Consider the following 22,154-nt stretch of genomic DNA (forward strand, 5'->3'; position numbering starts at 1 on the left):
CCCCTATTCGTCTTGATAAATATCAACCAATACTTGTCTAGGTTTACTACCTGATTGAGGACCAATAACACCATTACTTTCCAAATCATCCATTAACCTAGATGCCCTATTATAACCTATTCTAAATCTTCTTTGTAATAAACTCGCACTTGCTTTTTGTTCTTCTACAACAAATAAATATGCTTCTTTGTATAAAGCATCTTCACTTTCCATTTCATTTGCTTCTGTCGGTTCGTCAGGTTCCATCTCTTTAACATAGTTCGCTGTTTGTTCTCCAACAACATGTTGAACAACTGATTCAACTTCACCATCAGAAAGAAATGCACCTTGTATTCTTGTTGGTTTTGAAGAGTCTCTAGATAAGAATAGCATATCACCTCTACCTAGTAATTTTTCAGCACCACCACTATCTAAAATTGTTCTAGAATCAGTTGCAGAGCTTACTGCAAACGCAATTCTAGAAGGTATATTAGCTTTAATACTACCTGTTATAACATCAACGGATGGTCTTTGTGTCGCAATAATTAAGTGTATACCTGCTGCACGTGCAAGTTGTGCGATTCTCATAATGGATGATTCAACATCTTTACCAGCAACCATCATTAAGTCAGCAAGTTCATCAACAATGACGACAATATAAGGTAATTGCGCTTGTTTTTCTTCCATTTCTTGATTTGTACGTTCAATAAATTGATTATATCCTTCAATATTTCTTGCACCAACGTGTTGGAACAAGTCATATCTTTTTTCCATTTCGGATACAATTTTTTGTAATGCTTGATTTGCCTTTTGAGGATTTGTAACAACAGGTGTTAACAAATGTGGTATCCCGTTATACACATTTAATTCAACCATTTTAGGGTCAATAAGCATTAATTTTACTTCATGTGGTTTAGCATTCATTAATATACTTGTGATAATACCATTAATACAAACAGATTTACCACTCCCTGTAGCACCTGCTACAAGTAAGTGAGGTAATTTGTTTAATTCTGCTGTAATTGGTTCACCTGAAATATCTCTTCCTAATGCAACTTCAAGTTTATTTGATGTTGGTTTTGCCTCATTCAGTACTTCTTTCAGCGTTACCATTGAAATATGTTCATTAGGCACTTCAATTCCAACTGCCGACTTACCTGGAATAGGCGCTTCAATTCTAATATCTTTTGCTGCTAAATTCAGTGCAATATCATTACTTAAATTAACGATTTTGTTTACTTTCACACCTTGAGCTGGCTGTACTTCGTATTGAGTAACAGCTGGTCCAATCCTAATTTGAGTCACTTTCGCATCGACATTAAAGTTTCTTAATGTAGCTTCAAGTAGTTTTCCTTTTTCTTGAACTGTCTTTTTAGACACTGATTGAGATTTAGGTGGATCATTTAAAATTGTAATCGGTGGTAATTTATAATTTAAATTCTCAGTCTCATCTATAGTTGATTCATTCATTTCAGATTCATGATTATCATGATCTTGTTGAACGGGTTGTTTAGGTTGTTGTGTTCTTTTGGATGCTAACTTTTCTTGCGATTCAAAGATTGGAATTTCTTCATTAGTTTGTTGTTTGTCAATTTTAGAAATTTCTTGAACTGGTTCAACTTCTTCTAAATGTGAAACGTCTTTAGGCTGCTCTTTTTGACGCTTTTCTTTTTCTAGTTTTTTAGCTTTCGCTTTTTCTTCTCTTTTTTGTTCAAGATTTGTCATTTTTGATTTAGTTTTACTTTGCGCCATATCAAATGCTGATTTAGTAATATCACGATGTCTTTTCTTCATGATTAAAATAACACTAGATAGTAAAACGAGTATCGTTAATAAACTATATCCAAAGACGGAAATAAGCTTGCTTATGACATTAAATGCATAATAACCAATATAACCACCACCGTTAAAGTAAAATGCATTTCGTTCTAAACTTGAATATGTTTCACTCAAGGTTGTCTTAAACGTATTAAACGATGGATCTTTGAAATATAATACTAACTGCATAATGAATAGCAATGCTACTTGAAAGACGAGCAATCCGTTTACTCTTCTTGTGAATTTTAATTTGCCGTTCACTGTTATTAATAGTGAAATAATCGCTATCAGTATATAGGTGAAATATTTTGAGAATCCAAATAAGAAATGAAAGAAGCTATCAATCATTAAACCTATAAATCCTAATTGAAAAATACCTAACACGATTAAAAACAACACAATCATCTGTATGACATATTTTAATGTATTATCTTTTTGCTTTTTCTTGCCACGTGTTGTTTTTCTTTTACGTGTTGCTGGCTTCTTCTTTTGTACCATTTTTGAAATAGCCTCCTTATCTATAATGCAAAAAGAGGCTGGGACATAAATAGATGTCTCAGCCTCATATAGTATGTAGGCAGTTAATGAACAAATAGCGTGTATGACACATTATTTGTTCATCTTTGCCGAGATGGAAAAACTCATTGTATTGATATAGAATTTAATCTCATCTCTTGACTGTTAAAAATCATCCATAAAACAATTCATTAGATTTCTGAAATAATTGGAATAATCATCGGGCGACGTTTCGTTTGTTCATATAGATACTTACCGAGTTTATCACGCATATTTTGTTTCATTTCAGACCATTCAATTTTCTTTTGAAGTAAACCTTCTTCAACAATTTCACGGACTTTTTCTGAAGCGTCGTTTAATAACTCTTCACTTTCTCTAACATAAACGAATCCACGTGATTGAATTTCAGGTCCACCAACGATTTTTCTATTTTTAGGATCTAAAGTTACAACAGCTATAAATATACCATCTTCAGCTAATAAGTGTCTGTCTCTCAAAACAATATTACCTACGTCTCCAACACCGATACCATCAATTAATACGTTACCAGCTGTAACTTTTTCATTAGCAATCATTTTTTCGCCATCAAAATTAACAACGTCACCTTTTTCTAGTAAGAAAATTTTCTCAGGATCTACGCCTGTTTCAGCTGCTAATTTCGCATGTGCGATTTGCATTTTAAATTCACCTTGTACTGGAATAAAGTATTCAGGTTTCATTAAATTAAGCATCATTTTAAGTTCTTCCATACAACCATGACTAGATGCATGTGTTTTTTTGTTATTAGGCATAATGTGTGCGCCAGCTTTAACTAATTCATTTAAAGTCTGACCAATAATCACTTCCATATTAGCAGAAGCTGTTGTAGAAATATAAACATTATCGCCTTCTAAAATATTTAAAATAGGATGTCTTTGTTGAGCCATTTGACCTAATGCTTCAATTGGTTCACCTTGCATACCTGTAGCAATAATAATTAATTCATTTTTAGGATATTTACTAATGTCATGCACGGGTACTAAAAGATTTTCTGGAATATTAAAGTAACCTAATTTACGTGCAACATTGAAAGAACTTTCTAAAGAACGTCCTAAGAATGAAACTTTACGGTTTAATTTACTAGCCGCATTCAGCACTTGTTGAATACGAATAAAGTTAGATGCATAACATGAAACGATAATGCGCCCATTTGCTTTTGCAAATTCATCGACCATGTGACTTTCGATTACATTTTCTGGAACGTTGTAACCAGGTTTTTCTGCTTCTGTTGAATCACTAATCAAAGCAAATACACCATTTTGACCAATTTCAGTCATCTTAGCGATATCTGGTGCATAGGCACCTTGTAAACTTTGGTCGAATTTAAATTCTCCAGTATAAACGATTGAACCATATGATGTATGGATACATACACCTAAACTATCTGGTATTGAATGCGTTGTATTAAAAAATGTCACGTTAACGTTTTTAAATCTCATGACTGAATCTTTATTTACTGTATAATAACGTACTTTTTTATTGATTTTTCTTGCTTTCATGTGATCTTTAACTAATGCAATCGTCAATCTTGATCCGTATATTGGTGCATCAAGCTTTTCAAGTATATAACTTACAGCACCGATAGAATCTTCATGTCCGTGTGATAAAAAGATACCTTTAAGTTTATCTTTATTCTCAATAACATATTGTATGTCTGGTATAACAACGTCTACACCTAACATTTCGTCTTCTGGAAACATTAAACCAGCGTCTAACATGAACATTTCTTCGTCCACTTCAACGATATACATGTTTTTTGCAATTTCTCCTACACCACCGAGTGGTATGATACGAATTTTATCATTTTTCTTTTTTATTAAACTCAAAATTGTTCCTCCTAAATGTAGTCCCGTCCATAATATATTTATTTAATCATACCATTTATATAATCGATTATACAAGCACATACAACAGTCTTATACATATTTTAAATTAAGGAAGACAATAATTTTTATATCAGGTCATAACTTTATGATTTCTCTGTCAAAATAAACTCAGAATAAGGTGCATCCAATAATCTTTTCGTAGCTAATTTAATATCATTTAACTGGATTTGATTGATTTCGTGCTCGAACTGCTCATTCGTAACTAATTCATTATGAAACATGATTGAACGTGCATTTCTCGTCATTTTATTTTGGTTAGATTCAGATGCCATTAAAAAGCTTGTGATTATATGACTTTTAGCATCATCTAGTTCATTCTGTGTGATACCGTCATTTAATAATGACTCGAGCACTTCAGTAATAAGTTCACTTGATGCATCAACATTTTCTTTATCAGTTGCTACATAAATTGTCAGTAAACCATCATTGTGAAAACTTTGGAAATCTGAGTAAACATTATAACATAATCCATGTTCTTCTCTTAGAACTTGGAACAATTTAGAGCTCATTGTTTCGCCTAAAATCGTGTTCAATATATTCGTTGCATAATAGTGTTCATCATTATAACTTGGTGCATCATAACTTCTCATAAAATGCGTTTGCTCTAGCTCGTTTTTATAATAAGTTTCTTTCTTCTCAATAAAATTCATGCTTTGTTCTTGTTGATTAAGCGGTATTTCTACCCCATCAGATAATTGCTTAAGCAATGTTTCTTTCATAGATTCACTATAGGCACCCGCAACTGAAACAATTAAGCGATTACTTTGATAATACTTTTTATGGAAATCAACTAATGTATCTCTATCAATTTGATTGACACTATCAGGCGTACCAAGGATCATTCGTCCTAATGGTTGGTCTTTATAAATTTCATGTTCTAATTTATCCATTAACCATTCTTCTGGTGTATCTTCAATCATTTTAATTTCTTCTAAAATGACTTTTTTCTCACGAACAATTTCTTCTTCAAGAAATAGTGGATTTTTAACCATATCTATAAGTAAATCAATTGCTTTATGTTCAAATCTTTTTAATGTCTTACAGAAATAACAAGTGTACATTTTTGTCGTATATGCATTGTTATAGCCACCAATTTTATCAAATTCATTTGATAATTGCTGCCTTGTATAGTGTTCACTACCTTTAAATAACATATGTTCCATAAAATGAGCAATACCTTCCGGATAATCACCTTCATCACCCGTTCCAGTATTGACATAAACACCTACACTAATTGTTTCACTGTTTGGAATTTCTTCAAAAATCACAGTCGTTCCATTATTCAGTCGTTGTAAATCAGCCATATTTATTCACCTCAAAATAAATAGGGACACGTCAATGTCCCTATCTGAATCATTTCATTTATTATTTTTGTTCTTTTTCTTCGTTTAACAATACTTTGCGTGATGCGTTTACGCGTCCTTGACGGTCAATTTCAGTTACTTTTACTAAGAATTGGTCACCAATTTTAGCTACATCTTCAACTTTGTTAACTCTCTCGTTAGAGAATTGAGAAATATGAACAAGTGCATCTTTACCTGGGAAGATTTCAACAAATGCACCGAATTTTTCGATACGTTTAACTGTTGCCATATAAATTGCACCGACTTCAGCTTCTCTTGTAATATCTTCAATAATTTGTCTAGCACGGTCGATCATGTCTTTATCTTTAGATCCAATAAATACTGTACCGTCTTGTTCGATATCTAATTTAACACCTGTTTCATCAATGATTTCATTGATTTTCTTACCACCAGGTCCAATAACATCTCTAATTTTATCTGGTTTAATATGCATAATTTCAATTTTAGGTGCATATTGGCTAAGTTCTTCTCTAGGTTCTCTTAAAGTTTCAAGCATATGATTCAAGATATATAATCTACCAATTCTTGCTTGCTCAAGTGCTTCTTTTAAGATTTGTTCACTTAAACCATCGATTTTAATGTCCATTTGAATAGCAGTGATACCTTTTTCTGTACCTGCAACTTTAAAGTCCATATCACCAAGTGCATCTTCCATACCTTGAATATCAGATAAAATTGTATAGTTATCATCTTTAGTAATCAAGCCCATTGCAATACCTGCAACTGGTGCTTTAATTGGCACACCTGCATCCATTAAAGCTAAAGTTGAACCACAAATTGAAGCTTGTGATGATGAACCATTTGATTCAAGTACTTCTGAAACAACTCTTATTGTATAAGGGAATTCTTTTTCATCTGGAATAACTTGTAGTAAAGCACGTTCACCTAATGCACCGTGACCAATTTCACGACGTCCTGGCGCTCTCACTGGACCTGTTTCACCAACTGAGAAGTTAGGGAAATTATAGTGATGCATGTAACGTTTTTGTTCTTCTGTACCTAAGCCATCAATGATTTGATGTTCACCTAATGCACCTAAAGTCGCAACTGAAAATGCTTGTGTTTGTCCACGTGTAAATAAACCTGAACCATGAGCTCTTGGTAATAATCCAACTTCAGAAGATAATGGTCTGATTTCTTCAGGATTACGTCCATCTGGTCTTACTTTATCTTCAGTAATTAAGCGACGCACTTCTTCTTTTACAAGTGCATCTAATACTTTACTTACATCTTTGAGTACTTCTTCATTATCTGGATCTTCTTCGTTTGTAAAGTCATTTAGAACTTCTTCTTTAACTGCAGAAATATTAATATCTCTTTGTTGTTTTTCTTCAGTTCTGATTGCTGAAATAATATCTAAAGCTTCTGCTTTAGCACGAACTGTTTCTTCAAATGAAGCTTCAATTTCAACCGGTATAAATTCAGCTTTTTCAGGTTGAACATCTCCAATAATAGCTTCTTGGAATTCAACTAATCTTTGAATTTCTTTATGACCAAATAAAATAGCATTTAACATTGTTTCTTCTGTTACTTCTTTAGCACCCGCTTCAACCATGTTAATCGCATCTTTATGACCCGCTACTTGTAAATCTAATAAAGAAACTTCTCTTTGTTCAACATTAGGATTGATGACAAATTCACCATCTACTAAACCTACGTTCACACCTGCAATTGGTCTTTCAAATGGAATATCTGATACAGATAATGCCATTGAAGAACCAATCATTGCTGCCATTTCTGGTGAACAGTTTGGATCAACACTCATTACGATAGAAATAACTTGAACATCATGTCTGTATCCTTTAGGGAATAATGGACGAATTGGTCTATCAATTAATCTACTTGTTAAAGTAGCATCTTCACCAGGTCTACCTTCACGTTTATTAAAGCCACCAGGAATTTTTCCTGCTGCATACATTTTTTCTTCATAGTTAACCATTAATGGGAAAAAGTCTACATTTCTAGGTTCTTTTGATGCAGTTGCTGTTGATAATACAACTGTATCCCCATATCTTACTAATACTGCACCATTAGCTTGTTTTGCTAATTGGCCCGTTTCAATTATTAATGGACTTCCTGCCCATTCTGTCTTAAAGACTTTCTTCTCTTGAGACATTTATGAATCTCCTCTCATACACTTAATCTCTTATATCATACCATTATACACATATTTTTTATATTTATTTATAAAAAAATCGAAAGAAATCTGATTGATTTCCTTCGATTGAAATTACGATTAGCGACGTAATCCTAATGATTTAATTAAATCACGGTAACGTTGAACATCATTTTCACGTAAATATGTTAATAAATGTTTACGACGACCAACCATTTTTAATAATCCACGACGTGAATGATGGTCTTTCTTGTGAGTACGTAAATGTTCGTTTAAAGCAGTGATTTCTGCTGTTAAAACTGCGATTTGTACTTCTGGAGAACCAGTATCAGTTTCATGTACGCGGTATTGTTCGATTAGTTCGTTTTTTCTTTCTTGTGAAATTGCCATTGTCAATTTCCCTCCTATAATTGTATTCACCGTAAACCTGAGCTGATCGTCGGAGTGTCGATAAGCCAAGGATTAGGCACTCAAATCATTATACATAACTCTTTATGTTCTTTCAAGTGATAATAACGCTTTTGCTTCTTCTTTATCTTGCTTAATTTGATTAACAAGTGCATCAATGCCATCAAATTTTTGTTCTGGTCTAATAAAATGGTGCCAATATACTTCTACACGTTCACCATATATACTCTCTTCAAAATCAAAGATGTTAACTTCAATACTTATTTGAGAAACAGACGGATCATGGAATGTTGGTTTCACACCAACGTTACACACACCTTTATATGACTTATCTCTTGATTTAATGAGTAATGTTACAGCATAAACACCTTTTCTCGGTAATACATAGTCATCACTAGGTTCAACATTAGCTGTAGGAAAACCAATTGTACGCCCTCTTTTTTCACCTTGAACAACCATACCTTTAATAACATATGGACGTCCTAAAGCTAAATTACAAGCTTCTATTTCTCCTAGTTCAAGTGATGTTCTAATATTCGTAGTTGAGATTTTTTCATCCTCATGTAATGTTTGCTTAGATACGACAAATACATCAAATGGATAATCATTCTCTTGTAATGAAGCCATATTACCTTTTCCATATTTACCAAAACTAAAATCATAACCTGCAATAACAGCTTTCACATGATTTTGAATAAAATATTGGTCAATAAAATCATCTGCAGACACATCTGCAAATGTTGATGAAAAGTTAACGACGAAACAGTAATCTACGCCTAACTTTTCAATTGCTTCAATTTTATCAGCAATAGGTGTTAAATACGTTGTTCTTTTCTTTTCAGGATTTAAGACAACTGAAGGGTGAGGATCAAATGTCATAACAGCTTTTTTTAAATGTTTATCTTTAGCTACTTTAATCATTTTTTTAAGAACTTGTTGATGACCTAAATGTATGCCATCAAAAAAACCGATAGCTAAAGCAATATTTTCATTTACAAATTGTTTAGATTTAATTGGGTGTGTAATTTCTATAACTTCCATCAATATACTCCTTTAAAGAAAAACTTTTTTCGGTTTATAAAGTGTTTCATTTTTATCGTAAGTATCCATAATAGCAATTGCTTTGTCTTCATACCAAACAACAAATTCGCCATCATGTTTACTTTCATCTATTAAAGATTTTTCTATTTTTTGTCCGTTTTGAATACGCGTTACGATATCTTTATCATGTACGGTAACTTTCGTTAAACCATTCAATCCATATTCTAATGGAAGAATCACATCTTGTAACTTATCTTGCTCAACTATTTCTCTTAAGTCATCTAATTTAATAGCCTGTTCTAAAGAGAAACCGCCACTTTTCAACCTAATTAAATGAGACATATGAGCAGGATAATTAAGTAACGCACCAATTTGAGTTGCTAACGTTCTAATATATGTCCCTTTGCCACATTCAACTTCAATTTCAAATTTACAAGTATCATTCTCATAAATAATATCAGAAATTAAATCAATACTGTTAATATGTACTCTTCTGACAGGACGTTCAACTTCAATATTTTGTCTAGCATATTCATATAATTTCTTACCATTAACTTTAACAGCAGAATACATAGGTGGAATTTGTTCAATGTCACCTTCTAATTGTTTTAAAGTCGCAATCATTTCATCTTTGTCCCATAAATTTTGATCAACACGCTTCTGATCAACTATCTCACCAGTTTGGTCTTCAGTCGTTGTACTAACACCAATCGTTACTTCAGCTCTGTAGGATTTGCCACTTTCCATCACATAATCACTTACACGTGTCGCTTTCCCTACACAAATCGGTAGTACACCACTTACCTCAGGATCTAAAGTTCCAGTATGGCCAACTTTTTTTGTTTTTAAAATTTTACGAAGTTTAAATACGACGTCATGACTTGTCATACCAACTTCCTTATGAATTGCTAGAATGCCATCCAAATTTACGACCTCCATAATGTTTCTATTCTTTTTAATTTTACATGAAAATATTCATAAAAAGAAGAAATAACTCAAATCGCATAAAAAAACGATGGTGTTAGAGACAGAATTACGAGAAATGTCCATAACGAGGGTGATTGGGGACAGAATTCTGAGTAATGTCCCTAACAAGGGCGCTTACGGACACAATTCCGATTAATGTCCCTAACGAAGACGTTTTCTTACTACCATAATTCGGAATTATGGTAGTTACAGCTTTCTTATTACCAGAATTCTGAATAATGGTAGTTACAGCTTTCTTATTACCAGAATTCTGAATAATGGTAGTTACAGCCCCTCTAATCAAAAAAAGACCAAGACACCTTATAGTGTCTTAGCCTAAATTTGGATTAATCATTACGATTTAAATCTTGAATCATGCGTTCAATTTTATTACCGTAATCGATTGATTCATCATATTCAAAATGCAATTCTGGTAAAATACGTAATTTCATACGATTACCTAATTCTGATTTAATAAAGCCTTTTGCTTTTTCTAAACCTTTAAATGTATCTTCTTTTTCTTTATCAGAACCTAATACAGTTAAATAAACTGTAGCGTGAGACAAGTCTCCTGGAAGTTCTACATCTGTAATTGTTAAAAATCCAACTCTTGGATCTTTAAGTTTATTGTTGATAATATCCATTAATTCTTTTTTCATTTGTTCGCCTACTCGTTCAGAACGAATACTCATATATTTCACCTCTTAACATTCTCATCTCTCTATATACATTAGTACATTATAGCACATGCTTGAATGCTTAAAAAGATAATCACTCGATATAAATATATTATGTTTCAATACTTAACTTTAGTCGCTCTAATCCTTCTAATACTTTAGACTTTGGGCATCCAACATTGTATCTCAAAAAGTGCTGACCGTTACCGCCATATGTTTGACCATCCATTATCGCAACTTTGCCTATATTAATAAGTCGGTGTTGCAATTCATCCATCGTCATATTTAGATCTGAAACATCTAACCATATAAGATATGTTGATTCTGGATAGACAACTTTAATTTCTGGTATGTGCTCTTTTAAGAATAATTGAACTGCATGTATATTGTCATCTAAATATTCGTTTAAAGCATCTACCCAATCACTCGCTTTTTCATAGGCTGCTATTGTAGATTCCATCCCCATAATGCTTGGTGATGATAAACCGTCTTGCTTTTTCAAATGATTTAAAAATATATCCCCATCTTCTTTATTTGGAATTAAAGTATACGCAAAAAGTAACCCCGGAAAATTAAAAGTCTTACTACCACTTGTCACAATTGCTATATCATTTTTACTTTTATCTACTATTGGAATGTGGTTGTTTCCTTTTCGAACGATATCCATATGAATTTCATCAGAAATGATATAAACATGATGTTCCTGACATAGTTTAATGATAGTAGTCATTTCATCTTCAGTCCATACTCTACCTGTTGGGTTATGAGGAGAACATAATAACAAAATTTTATTTTCAGGTTTCGCTAATTGCATCTCTAATTGTTTAAAGTCAATTGTATAATAACCATCTTCGTAGAAAAGTTGATTCTCCACAACTGTACGATGATTCTCTTTAATCACATTGTAAAATGCGTCATATGCTGGTGTTTGAATAATCACACCATCATTCAAATTAGATTTCATATGAATTAACTGTGAAACTGCATATATCACAGTTGGTGTATAATAAATCCAATCTTCATTAATTTCAGTATTAAAACGTTTTTTATACCAATTCGTAACGGTTGATTTAAAGTCTGTATGATTCCATCTCGTATAACCGAATATAGGATGCTTCATACGATTATTTAAATGTTCCATAATTGTATCTGGTAGCGCGAAGTCTGTATCTGAAATCGTGAATGGCAACAAGTCACTTTGTCCAAAACGGTCTTGGACATAATCCCACTGAGTACAATTTGTCCCTGTTCTATCAATCACCTTATCAAAATTATACATTACAAAAATCCTTTCTTAACTTAAATAATGGCATCTAATTGTTTTCGGACAGTTGTTACTCTCGTTCCGATGATAATTTGTACATTTTGTTTGTCTAAATGTACGACACCTAATGCACCGAGTTCTTTTAACTTTTCATCATCAACAATTTCCGCATCTTCCAGCACTAATCTTAAACGTGTAATACAGTTATCAATGCTTATAATATTACTGGAACCGCCAATCGCTCGAAGCATATCAGAAGCCATATCGTCTGTTTGATTTGTAAGATTTTGTGTCGCATTACTTTCATTATTATCGTTCTTTTCAACTGTTCTACCTGGTGTTTTTAAGTCGAATTTCAAAATAACTGTCTTGAAGACTAAATAATAGATAACAAACCATATTAATCCAACAATTATGACGAGCCACCATTTCGTATAACTACCTTGCATGACACCAAATATTAGAAAGTCTAGTACGCCACCATCTGTATTACCAATTGTCACACCTAGAATATTCATAACCATAAATCCTAATCCTGTCATAATGACATGGAAGATCCAAAGTAATGGACTAATGAATAAAAATAAAAATTCAATTGGTTCAGTAATACCTGTAACAAATGTTGCTACAAATCCTGAAATTAATAAGCCTTTTATTTTATGCCTATTCTCTTTAGGCGCTGCGTGATAAATTGCTAAAGCCGCAGCTGGTAAACCAAACATAAATGTCGGCATTTTACCTTGTGATAAAAATGCAGTTACATTTGGAGATATTGGTAAATTATTTTGTAATTGCGCATAAAAAATATTTAATGCGCCAAATACATCTTTACCTTCAATAATAGAATGTCCACCAACTTCAGTAAATCTAACCATCGATACTAAAATATGATGTAATCCGAAAGGTAATAATAACCTTTCACCAGCACCAAATAAAAATGGTCCAAATACACCAGAATGTTGAATTAGTGCCCCAACACTTCCAATGATCATACCGAAGAACGGCCAAATAATTGGAATAATTAACCCGACTACTGCTAATACGAGAGACGTTACAATTGGTACAAACCTTGACCCTGAGAAGAACGCAAAGCTGTCAGGTAACTGTGTATAGCTAAATTTATTATGTAATTTATAAACGATAAGACCAGAAATGATACCACCGAGCACACCCATTTCGAGTGTTTGAATACCTAATACCATACTTTGTCCAGCTTGTTGTAATTTATCTGTATCTGCTAATTGATGTGTCTCAGTTAAATAGAAATTAATCGTTAAATTCATAACTGTATAACCTACAAACCCTGAGAAGGCAGCTACACCTTTTTCATGTTTAACAAGTCCGATTGGTATAGCAATCGCAAATAGTACAGGTAAATATGTAAACGCAAATCCCCCAACTGTTGCTAAGAACTTCAATGCTAGCTGTATCATGTTATTCTCTAAAAATGGAAAGACATCAATCATTGATTCACTTGTAAATGAACTCCCTATCCCTAAAATCAAACCCATAAAAGCTAATAAAGCTACTGGAAGCATAAATGTCTTCCCCATATTTTGAAGAAAATCCCACACATTACTTTGCTTCTTCTTTTTACTCATACTCAATAACACCCCTTTAATACATTTATGTTATTTAAATATACAAATGTATTAAAGGGGCATCAATAGTATATAATCATTTTGGACGCGCTTTCATCTTATGAATGTCGTTACATTATAATTGTCTACCATACATCATTAATAGAAAATCTATCATAAACATAGCTGCGTGCCTCGAACTTAAATCTACATTTCCAATATAGATACTATTTGTCTTAGCGATTAAAGTTATGGTCGATAACTGTGCCAACTTAGAATGCCTATTACTAACAATAGAAATAATTGGTACTTGGTTATCTCTTAACTGCTGTGCATAACGAACAATATGTGAGGTTTCACCACTTGAACTTACACAAATTGCTAAACTTTCCTGATCTAAATTATGCGTTACCGCTTCTAATTCATCCCAATCAGTTCTCGCATGTGCTACTTTACCTAGAAATGTTAATTTTCTACTTAAATCAATCCCGTTTACTAAACTTGCTCCCACGCTTATGATTTCTATTACACGTGCATCACGTATAAAGGCTACTGCTTTTTCGATATCTTGGATATTGATCTCATTCATTGTATTCTGGAGGTTCGCCAAATTTTCATTCATAAAATCATCCATTTCAACATCAAAATTTTGCACATTGTTTACTTTATTTATATCAGGTTGATTTTGTAATAAGGCATATTTCAGTTCTCTATAGCCTTGATAACCTAATTTTTGAGAACATCTACTGACAGTTGCAGTCGACACAAACAACTTTTCAGCAATATCATCTATGTTCATATTTGCTATCGACGTATAATCATTCAAAATAAAATCCAATACCCTCTTCTCTAATTCACTTAAATCATTTCTTCTTTTTTGTAATTTTCCTACAAGTGCATTTTGTTCCATTTTAACCCCTCTTAACATCTTCACTTTTACTCCATAAACTATCAATCATTAATTCACTAAATACCATCTTATGCATGCTTAAATATGATAATAAATGAAACAATAAATAATATTTGCAAGAATGCTCTTAAATAAATATTTGTTGGTGCTTTGTCACCTAATGATATGTTTTTAGCATGTGCTTTTATATTGCCAGGAAACAATACAAAACATAGAATAATACCAATTACACTGAATACCATATTAAGTTTAGGAATAAACACACTTATCGCAATGACAAATTCTAACCATCCTGTTACATACACAATCATTTTCGGATTCGGAACACTACTCGGAACCATTTTAATAAGAGAATTTCGAATAGAAGGCATAAATCTACCAATAAATGTATACATAAACGCAAAAAATATTGAAAATTGAGCGACATTCATCCACATACTTTCAGTTTGAAATATACGATGTACAATAAATCCGATAAAGCAGCCGACAAAATAAACAATCATTGTTTGCATAAGAACCACTCCAATACGTCATATTTGTAGTTCATGTTTAACTTTACTGCATCCAATCTATTTACTTACCTATTCCCTTATTATAGTGTAAATATACATCAAAAATAATGATTCGTACTTTAGTGAATGTCATTAACTGTCACATAGCAAGTCATCATCCATAACACAAATTTCACTTTTCTCAATAAACAGTTATGCTATATATATCAAGTATATTTATATACTTGAAGAGAATCCGTATTCTCGACTCAACAATAAAAGTGCTTATCTTCCAAAAATGGGAAGTATATCTCCAGCTAAGGTATACTTCCCATTTACATGTCAGTAAATCCAGTAATTTGATTATGATTATATTTAATAACCTTATTTGCTTCCGCAGTTTCTAGTTCCATATTTAAATCTTTGGCTATTTCAACTGATAAAATATAAAATTGCTCTGTAATACTTAATAATGAATTTGTTATATCTACAACTTCACCATGTGGATATGATTCCAACAATTTATTCCATTCAGACTTAGAAATGTATTTTTTTAATAATTTATGATTTTTTCCCGTTGAGATTTGCCAATTAAATTTGTTACCGACTTTCCAGTCATACATTGTCAAAAGTAAATCACGCATCATATTTAAATGATCAATAGCATAAAAAATTTCTTCTCTTTTAATGCCTTTAACAACATACGTTGATAACCACCAAAATTCATTACAAACAAAATCAAACCGCTTCTGGTTAGGTTGCATAATATGATATTTTTTATCACTTGGTTCACTTTGATCACTAAAATAATGATCCTTATCAATTAATACCTTCAGTAAATAATCTTCATATCTATATGCTTCAATATATTCAAATGGTATAAACCTGAAATCTACTCGCATGTGATTTTCAAACAACACCATATAAAATAATTGATCCTTTATACCACTATCAGAACGCTCTCTATTACACTGAGAAATAATACGCTCTCCAAAATTTTTAATAAATGATACATGTTGAATAAACGACTCATAATTCTTTACGATAAATGCAATATCAAAATCTTGATATTCATCCGGTTCAATAAATTTATTAACCCTAGACCCATTCATGCAAACTGCTCTAATATCATCTTCAATCGAAGCATTATTAAAAATTTCTTCCAATACCTCACGTTCAGTTTTCATAACATCACCTGCTATTCATTATGATAAATTAATTGTATAACACCTGATTTAAATTTTCTTGAATGTACTAGTTTAAGTTGTTGTCTATCTTCAATATCTATAAATAGTGGCTTACCTTTTCCTAAAACTATAGGATGTATAGATAGCCTATATTCATCTACTAATCCATAATTTACAAATGTCGTGATTAAGCTAGATCCACCATATAACCATATATCTTTACCTGGCTTACTTTTTATTTCATTTACATGTTCTACGATATTATCTTTAATAACATTGACATGTTTATCTTCAAACTTAAATTTTTTTGAAAAGACATATTTTTCTTTGGCATGTATGTTTTTCCACATTAATTTATCATCTTCTGAATCTTCTAAACTCGGTTGAAAATCTCCCCATGCTTCGTAACTTTTTCTTCCATAAAAGATTGTATCGACTTGATTTAAAAAATCATCAAAATTCATTTCAGGATCCATAATACACCAGTCAATCTCGCCATTTTCACCTTCGATAAGCCCATCTAATGTAACAGCTAAATCTAAAATGACTTTCCTACTATTATCATCACTACTCATATATTGACCCCCAATCACTTCTTTCTATTATCATACACGAAATGATAATAGAAAACACACCTCATTATTTATGATAAATGGGTGTGTCTTGATTCTAACTCTAATAATGATTGCTTCATTTCAAGTCCGCCTCTATAGCCTCTTAGTTGTCCGTCTTTGCCTATTACACGATGGCAAGGTATCACAATGTTTAATGGATTTTTACCGATTGCTGATGCAACGGCTCTAACTGCATTTGGTTTATTTATTTTATTGGCTAACTCTGAATAAGTTGTTGTTTCTCCATATGGTATTTTAGTCAATGCTTGCCACACGGTTTCGTTAAATGGGCTGGAATTTATATCTATTTTTAAGTCAAAAGAATTTCTTGTTCCATTAAAGTATTCATTCAATTGGTCGATAAATGGTTTAACTTTGTCTTGATTTTCTTTGATTTCTATATTTGAAATAAATTGATGTATTTCATTTTCTTTATCAAATGAGCCTACAAATGCGAGACCTTCATCACTTGCATAAATATCGAGTTTTTTATTAAGATGCTTAAGAATACCATGATAAATTATTTTCATCGTCTTCCTCCTTTGGTGAAAGTTTAAATGAATTTATTTGTAAACTCAATATAAATAGTCGTTATCACAATTAGATAGCAATATAAGGATATTTTTATATGTTATGATATTTTTGAGGTGATAGATTTGGCAATGTATTTAACTGAGAAAAGATGGCAAGACATTAAAACAAACAATAAATTAGCGAATGATGATTTTGTATATGCAGTTAAGACGACAATGATATTCTGTAAACCTTCATGCAATGCTAAATTACCTAATAAAGAAAATGTTTCAATATATCGAGACTATCACGAAGCTATAGAAAATGGTTATCGTCCTTGTAAAAAGTGTAATCCAACAGGTCAATTATTAGAAGATGAAGAATGGGTATTACAAATAAAAAATTTCATTCATCGATATTATCATTTAAATCTTACATTAGATGAAATTTGTAACCAATGTCACGGTTCAAAGTTTCATTTATCAAGACTTTTCAAACAAGTAACACAACAAACCATTATGCATTATTTATATGAAATAAGAATTAGAAAAAGTATCACACTACTTGCTGATAACACACTAACAGTTCAAGATATTAGTAGAAAAGTTGGTTATAAAACAACATCACATTATATCAAAGTATTTAAGCAATTCTATTTTATGACACCCTTACAATATCGCAAACGGAAAAACAGTTAAGATAGCTTCCTATCTTAACTGTTTTTTAAAAGATTAACAAAGTTAAATACAATCCTACTAATGTAATGAATAATACAGGTATCGTTATGATAATACCTGTTTTAAAGTATGTGCCCCAAGGTATTTTAACACCTTTTTGTGACAATACATGTAGCCACAATAATGTCGCTAATGAACCGATGGGTGTAATTTTTGGACCGAGATCTGAACCGATAACATTTGCATAAACCATGCCTTCTTTAATGGGACCAATAACATCTGATTGATGGATAGCGAGTGCATCTATGAGAACGGTTGGTAAGTTATTCATAATCGATGATAGAAATGCTGCTATAAATCCCATTCCCATAATACTTACAAATAATCCATGTTGAGAAATGTCTGTTAGTATATGACTTAAAATTGCAAGGATACCTACATTTTTTAGTCCAAAGACAACAAGATACATACCAATTGAGAATACGACAATATTCCATGGCGCACCTTTGAGTACTTTTTTAGTATGAACTGCAGGAGATTTTCTAGCAAACCATACAAATATAATCGCTACTATTCCTGCAATAATTGATACGGGTATGTGTACAAACTCACTGATAAAATATCCGATGAGTAATATGGATAGTATAACCCATGACATATGAAACAGTTTCAAATCTTTAATTGCTTCTTTTGGTTGTTTTAAATGATGATCATCAAATGTGCGTGGTATTGACGATTTAAAGAATAACCACAATACGGCAATACTGGCCAATAACGAGAAAATATTGGGTATGAACATATGTAAAAAATATTCAACAAAGCCAATATTAAAATAGTCTGCAGAAACAATATTAACTAAATTACTCACTGTAAATGGGAGCGAAGTTGTATCTGCTATAAATCCACTTGCTATCACAAAAGGAAAAATGATTTTCTTATTAAATCCTAGATGACGTACCATTGCCAATACAATAGGCGTAAGTATCAAAGCCGCGCCATCATTCGCAAAAAATGCAGCAACAATTGCACCTAATATCATGATATAAACGAACATCTTTACACCATTTCCACGAGAGGCTTTAACCATATGAATCGCAGACCATTCAAAGAATCCAATTTCATCAAGAATAAGCGAAATGATAATTATCGCTATGAATGTCAATGTTGCATTCCAAACAATGCTAGTCACTTCAAATATATCTCCTATTTGTACAACACCAGTTATAATGGCAATTAATGCACCTATAAAAGCTGTTAGGCCGATATCTAATCCTTTCGGTTGCCAAATAACGAAAGTCAGTGTTAATACAAAAATAATGATTGCTAAAGTGGTTATCGTCAATTCCTCCTATCAAATATACCAAGATTATATTTAACAAATGTTTTTATAATAGAAATCTAATCATCATCTTCATAATCATCGTCAAAGTCATCATCTTGTTCATAATAATATCCATTATTTGTTTGTGCTTCTTGTCTTTCATCTGTCTTTGGATCATTATATTCTAATTGTGGTTGTTCAATATTAAACCATGAGACAGAATTTATTTTACCACTTACTGCATTAACAGTTACAACCGCACCTTCATCATCATCTACATATTGAGTTATTGTATACGTACTCGGCGTTGTATTTGTATTTTTCTTTATATCTATAAATTTTCCGCCAACTTTTTGATGTGAGATTTGTTTTGCTTCTTTTTCACTGATTAATGATTTCTTTTCTTTTTTTCTAGGATTTTCTTTTTGCTTTTTTTCTTTATTATTAGACTGCTCTTTATTTTTAATCGTTTTTGATTTTACGTTTTTAATAACCTCTTTCTTACGATCAATGTCTAAAGAATACACTTTATTACTATCTTTAATATTAACATGGAATAATGATTCATCATCAGAAAGCGAAATATCTTCAATATTCCCTTTATATCGATCAGTAACAAACTTTTGTACTTCTTCTTTCTTCATTAATTTTTCATTTGCTTTCATATAAATAATGACGCTTAATACTATAAATAGTGTAGATGCTAACAAAACAAGGATGTGTTTTGTTGCTATTTTCAAGTTATTTCACCCTCTCTAAAATAAGTGTAAATTGAGTACCTTTGTTCATTTCACTATCAACTTTAATATCAATATGATTTTTCAATGCTAATTCTTTCGCAATATAAAGACCTAATCCAGATCCACCAGATTCTCTTGATCTTGCTTTATCAACTCTATAAAAGCGCGTAAAAATTTTCTCTAAATCTTGTTCCGGAATACCTGATCCATAGTCTTTAATTTGTATTTGAACATGATCTTCAATTGTTAAAATATTAATATCAACATGACTCTGACTATATTTGTATGCATTATCTAAAAATATAGTCATAATTTGTGTGAAACTTTCTTTATTCACAAGTCCTTCTATATGTTGATTTTCAGCAGATAAATTAATTTTTCGTTTATATACTGCCATTAGGCGTTTAACTAAAATATAGATTTCTTCATATAAATTAATTTTCTCTAGTGGTAAATCATGATACGTTCTCTCTATCTTAGCTAAATCCAACATTTGCTCAGTTAAATATTTTAAACGTTTTGCTTCATCATTAATCGTATCTATACCCTCTTCTAAAATATCTTCACGAGTTTTCCCAAATCGTTTTAACATTTCACTATATGAACTAATAACCGTGATTGGGGTTTTTAATTCATGAGAAGCATTTAGAATAAAAGCTTGTTGCTTTTCATCATGATCTTTTAAATAAAGCATCATATCGTTAAATGTTTGTGATAATTCTTTTAATTCTTTCGTATCATCTTTATTAATACCAATAGTCGTGTAATGTTTCGTTTCTTTCGTCTTATTCATCTTTGTTATAAGTTCATTAATCGGCTTCAATATAATCTGAGTAATAATTCGATTTAATAAAAATATAACAATTAGTATAATAAAAGTAGCTACAATTAATATGCCTTTTAATATATCAAAGGTTTCATATTTGAAATTAATATTTTCGTAAATTTGTAAATTACTAACTTCACCGTTTTTCCAAATAATCGGTAGTGATACCATTGCAAAGTGATTACCTTTCTTATTTACCACTTTCTTATATTGTTCATTTTTAAATGGTTCGCCAATATTTTTGTAGTTTACATCTGTCGAAATTTGAATTATTTTTTTGTCATTTTTGTTTACTAAAGTAATATATCCGTCAGAGAGTAAATAAGATTGTAATACCGCTTCAGTATTTACATTTTCTCTATTTGTATTTTGTAATTCTTTCATTATATTTATTCCGCGACTTTCTAATTGAGTCACTTCTGAATCTAATGAAATTTTTTGATACACAAAATATACAACTAAGTTGATTAATATCACTACTATAACAATCATTACTGTTGTGTATAATTGGATCTTTGTTCCTAATTTCATAATATCAATCCTTTAATATATATCCTATTCCTCTAACGCTAGTTATAATAGAATCTGTATCTATATCAAGTTTTTTTCTTAAATATCGGACATAAACATCGATAACATTTGTATCGCCATAATAGTCATAACCCCATACTGCTTCTATAATTTGCTCTCTCGTTAACACTTGATTTTTATTTTTTAGAAAGTAAATTAATAAGTCATATTCTTTTTGTGTTAAATTAATTGGTTCCTTATCAATATAGACTTCACGTCTTGATTTATAAATTGATATATATCTATAAGTAGATGCATTGTCGTCTTCATTTTGTACTTTTAAAGTACTTTTTTCTTTCAAATGAACTCGAATACGAGCGAGCAATTCTTCAATTTCAAAGGGCTTTGTCATATAATCATTAGCACCAGAATCTAAGCCACTAACTTTGTCCATAACTGCATCGCGTGCAGTCAGCATTATAATTTTAACGTCTTCATTTTGTTCTCTTACGCGTCTTAATACTTCTAATCCATTTAGTTCTGGAATCATAACATCTAATAAAATCAGGTCGAAATTTTCATTTTCTAAACGTTCTAATGCTGATTTACCTGTGTGTGCAATATCAATTTTATAATTTGCATATTCTAGTTCTAATTGTATAACACGTGCAATTTTTTCATCATCTTCGACAACTAATATTTTCTCCATTA

The 22,154-nt window shown here is 31.4% G+C and carries 20 protein-coding genes; 1 reads left to right on the forward strand and 19 read right to left on the reverse strand.

Annotation, left to right across the window (positions count from 1 at the left end):
* Positions 1 to 3 precede the first annotated feature (3 nt).
* The 15 genes from MHH94_RS08310 to MHH94_RS08380 all read right to left on the reverse strand — a co-directional run bounded on the left by MHH94_RS08310 (position 4) and on the right by MHH94_RS08380 (position 17,386).
* Positions 4 to 2,295, reverse strand: coding sequence for a DNA translocase FtsK (locus MHH94_RS08310; protein ID WP_208182944.1), 2,292 nt, complete (start codon positions 2,293 to 2,295; stop codon positions 4 to 6).
* Positions 2,296 to 2,504: 209 nt separating this feature from the next.
* Positions 2,505 to 4,178, reverse strand: a complete 1,674-nt coding sequence (rnjB, locus tag MHH94_RS08315) for a ribonuclease J2 (protein ID WP_058591400.1) — start codon at positions 4,176 to 4,178, stop codon at positions 2,505 to 2,507.
* 143 nt (positions 4,179 to 4,321) lie between these two features.
* Positions 4,322 to 5,542, reverse strand: coding sequence for a M16 family metallopeptidase (locus MHH94_RS08320; protein ID WP_058591399.1), 1,221 nt, complete (start codon positions 5,540 to 5,542; stop codon positions 4,322 to 4,324).
* 61 nt (positions 5,543 to 5,603) lie between these two features.
* Entirely contained in the window at positions 5,604 to 7,718 is a 2,115-nt protein-coding gene (gene pnp, locus MHH94_RS08325) for a polyribonucleotide nucleotidyltransferase (protein WP_106417750.1), read from the reverse strand.
* A 120-nt stretch (positions 7,719 to 7,838) separates the two neighbouring features.
* Positions 7,839 to 8,108 carry a 30S ribosomal protein S15 gene (gene rpsO, locus MHH94_RS08330; protein ID WP_025905354.1) on the reverse strand — a complete coding sequence of 90 codons (270 nt, stop codon included), beginning with the start codon at positions 8,106 to 8,108 and terminating at the stop codon, positions 7,839 to 7,841.
* 102 nt (positions 8,109 to 8,210) lie between these two features.
* A complete protein-coding gene (ribF, locus tag MHH94_RS08335; RefSeq protein WP_025905353.1) occupies positions 8,211 to 9,167 on the reverse strand; it encodes a riboflavin biosynthesis protein RibF in 957 nt (318 codons plus the stop codon).
* 12 nt (positions 9,168 to 9,179) lie between these two features.
* Positions 9,180 to 10,091: a tRNA pseudouridine(55) synthase TruB gene (gene truB, locus MHH94_RS08340; protein WP_088592392.1), complete on the reverse strand. Its 912-nt coding sequence runs from the start codon at positions 10,089 to 10,091 to the stop codon at positions 9,180 to 9,182.
* Between the two features lie 389 nt (positions 10,092 to 10,480).
* On the reverse strand, positions 10,481 to 10,825 hold the full coding sequence (gene rbfA, locus MHH94_RS08345) for a 30S ribosome-binding factor RbfA (RefSeq protein WP_048542606.1): 345 nt from the start codon (positions 10,823 to 10,825) through the stop codon (positions 10,481 to 10,483).
* 97 nt (positions 10,826 to 10,922) lie between these two features.
* Positions 10,923 to 12,089: a MalY/PatB family protein gene (locus tag MHH94_RS08350; RefSeq protein ID WP_088592393.1), complete on the reverse strand. Its 1,167-nt coding sequence runs from the start codon at positions 12,087 to 12,089 to the stop codon at positions 10,923 to 10,925.
* Between the two features lie 20 nt (positions 12,090 to 12,109).
* Complete coding sequence (malX, locus tag MHH94_RS08355) at positions 12,110 to 13,675, reverse strand: maltose/glucose-specific PTS transporter subunit IIBC (RefSeq protein WP_088592394.1); 1,566 nt, start codon at positions 13,673 to 13,675, stop codon at positions 12,110 to 12,112.
* A 115-nt stretch (positions 13,676 to 13,790) separates the two neighbouring features.
* The gene (locus MHH94_RS08360) at positions 13,791 to 14,564 is read right to left on the reverse strand and encodes a MurR/RpiR family transcriptional regulator (RefSeq protein WP_340840610.1); all 774 of its coding nucleotides are present in this window, start codon (positions 14,562 to 14,564) and stop codon (positions 13,791 to 13,793) included.
* Between the two features lie 68 nt (positions 14,565 to 14,632).
* Entirely contained in the window at positions 14,633 to 15,076 is a 444-nt protein-coding gene (locus MHH94_RS08365) for a hypothetical protein (RefSeq protein WP_058591393.1), read from the reverse strand.
* A gap of 314 nt (positions 15,077 to 15,390) precedes the next feature.
* The gene (locus MHH94_RS08370) at positions 15,391 to 16,242 is read right to left on the reverse strand and encodes an aminoglycoside 6-adenylyltransferase (RefSeq protein WP_078355715.1); all 852 of its coding nucleotides are present in this window, start codon (positions 16,240 to 16,242) and stop codon (positions 15,391 to 15,393) included.
* Positions 16,243 to 16,253: 11 nt separating this feature from the next.
* Positions 16,254 to 16,817: a dihydrofolate reductase family protein gene (locus tag MHH94_RS08375; RefSeq protein ID WP_048542593.1), complete on the reverse strand. Its 564-nt coding sequence runs from the start codon at positions 16,815 to 16,817 to the stop codon at positions 16,254 to 16,256.
* 68 nt (positions 16,818 to 16,885) lie between these two features.
* A complete protein-coding gene (locus tag MHH94_RS08380; RefSeq protein ID WP_106417514.1) occupies positions 16,886 to 17,386 on the reverse strand; it encodes a methylated-DNA--[protein]-cysteine S-methyltransferase in 501 nt (166 codons plus the stop codon).
* Positions 17,387 to 17,518: 132 nt separating this feature from the next.
* On the opposite strand from MHH94_RS08380, the gene MHH94_RS08385 reads away from it, so the two are divergent.
* The gene (locus tag MHH94_RS08385) at positions 17,519 to 18,067 is read left to right on the forward strand and encodes an Ada metal-binding domain-containing protein (RefSeq protein WP_232202127.1); all 549 of its coding nucleotides are present in this window, start codon (positions 17,519 to 17,521) and stop codon (positions 18,065 to 18,067) included.
* Between the two features lie 25 nt (positions 18,068 to 18,092).
* On the opposite strand, the gene arsB is transcribed toward MHH94_RS08385, so the two are convergent.
* The 4 genes from arsB to MHH94_RS08405 form a co-directional block, all read right to left on the reverse strand.
* On the reverse strand, positions 18,093 to 19,382 hold the full coding sequence (gene arsB, locus MHH94_RS08390) for an arsenite efflux transporter membrane subunit ArsB (RefSeq protein WP_340841580.1): 1,290 nt from the start codon (positions 19,380 to 19,382) through the stop codon (positions 18,093 to 18,095).
* A 62-nt stretch (positions 19,383 to 19,444) separates the two neighbouring features.
* Positions 19,445 to 20,107, reverse strand: a complete 663-nt coding sequence (locus MHH94_RS08395) for a PepSY domain-containing protein (RefSeq protein ID WP_340840615.1) — start codon at positions 20,105 to 20,107, stop codon at positions 19,445 to 19,447.
* 1 nt (position 20,108) lies between these two features.
* On the reverse strand, positions 20,109 to 21,464 hold the full coding sequence (locus tag MHH94_RS08400) for a sensor histidine kinase (protein ID WP_340840617.1): 1,356 nt from the start codon (positions 21,462 to 21,464) through the stop codon (positions 20,109 to 20,111).
* 4 nt (positions 21,465 to 21,468) lie between these two features.
* Positions 21,469 to 22,152, reverse strand: a complete 684-nt coding sequence (locus MHH94_RS08405) for a response regulator transcription factor (protein WP_325880219.1) — start codon at positions 22,150 to 22,152, stop codon at positions 21,469 to 21,471.
* Positions 22,153 to 22,154 lie beyond the last annotated feature (2 nt).

This window comes from Mammaliicoccus sp. FSL K6-3158, assembly GCF_038005105.1.
GTDB classification, from domain to species: Bacteria; Bacillota; Bacilli; order Staphylococcales; family Staphylococcaceae; genus Mammaliicoccus; species Mammaliicoccus sciuri.

Coding starts and splice junctions, on each gene's coding strand:
- MHH94_RS08360 (WP_340840610.1), bottom strand. CDS start 14,564: ATGGAACAAAATGCACTTGTAGGAAAATTACAAAAAAGAAGAAATGAT.
- MHH94_RS08350 (WP_088592393.1), bottom strand. CDS start 12,089: ATGTATAATTTTGATAAGGTGATTGATAGAACAGGGACAAATTGTACT.
- pnp (WP_106417750.1), bottom strand. CDS start 7,718: ATGTCTCAAGAGAAGAAAGTCTTTAAGACAGAATGGGCAGGAAGTCCA.
- rpsO (WP_025905354.1), bottom strand. CDS start 8,108: ATGGCAATTTCACAAGAAAGAAAAAACGAACTAATCGAACAATACCGC.
- MHH94_RS08400 (WP_340840617.1), bottom strand. CDS start 21,464: ATGAAATTAGGAACAAAGATCCAATTATACACAACAGTAATGATTGTT.
- MHH94_RS08375 (WP_048542593.1), bottom strand. CDS start 16,817: ATGAGTAGTGATGATAATAGTAGGAAAGTCATTTTAGATTTAGCTGTT.
- MHH94_RS08320 (WP_058591399.1), bottom strand. CDS start 5,542: ATGGCTGATTTACAACGACTGAATAATGGAACGACTGTGATTTTTGAA.
- MHH94_RS08405 (WP_325880219.1), bottom strand. CDS start 22,152: ATGGAGAAAATATTAGTTGTCGAAGATGATGAAAAAATTGCACGTGTT.
- rbfA (WP_048542606.1), bottom strand. CDS start 10,825: ATGAGTATTCGTTCTGAACGAGTAGGCGAACAAATGAAAAAAGAATTA.
- ribF (WP_025905353.1), bottom strand. CDS start 9,167: ATGGAAGTTATAGAAATTACACACCCAATTAAATCTAAACAATTTGTA.
- MHH94_RS08365 (WP_058591393.1), bottom strand. CDS start 15,076: ATGCAAACAATGATTGTTTATTTTGTCGGCTGCTTTATCGGATTTATT.
- MHH94_RS08370 (WP_078355715.1), bottom strand. CDS start 16,242: ATGAAAACTGAACGTGAGGTATTGGAAGAAATTTTTAATAATGCTTCG.
- MHH94_RS08380 (WP_106417514.1), bottom strand. CDS start 17,386: ATGAAAATAATTTATCATGGTATTCTTAAGCATCTTAATAAAAAACTC.
- MHH94_RS08310 (WP_208182944.1), bottom strand. CDS start 2,295: ATGGTACAAAAGAAGAAGCCAGCAACACGTAAAAGAAAAACAACACGT.
- malX (WP_088592394.1), bottom strand. CDS start 13,675: ATGAGTAAAAAGAAGAAGCAAAGTAATGTGTGGGATTTTCTTCAAAAT.
- MHH94_RS08385 (WP_232202127.1), top strand. CDS start 17,519: ATGTATTTAACTGAGAAAAGATGGCAAGACATTAAAACAAACAATAAA.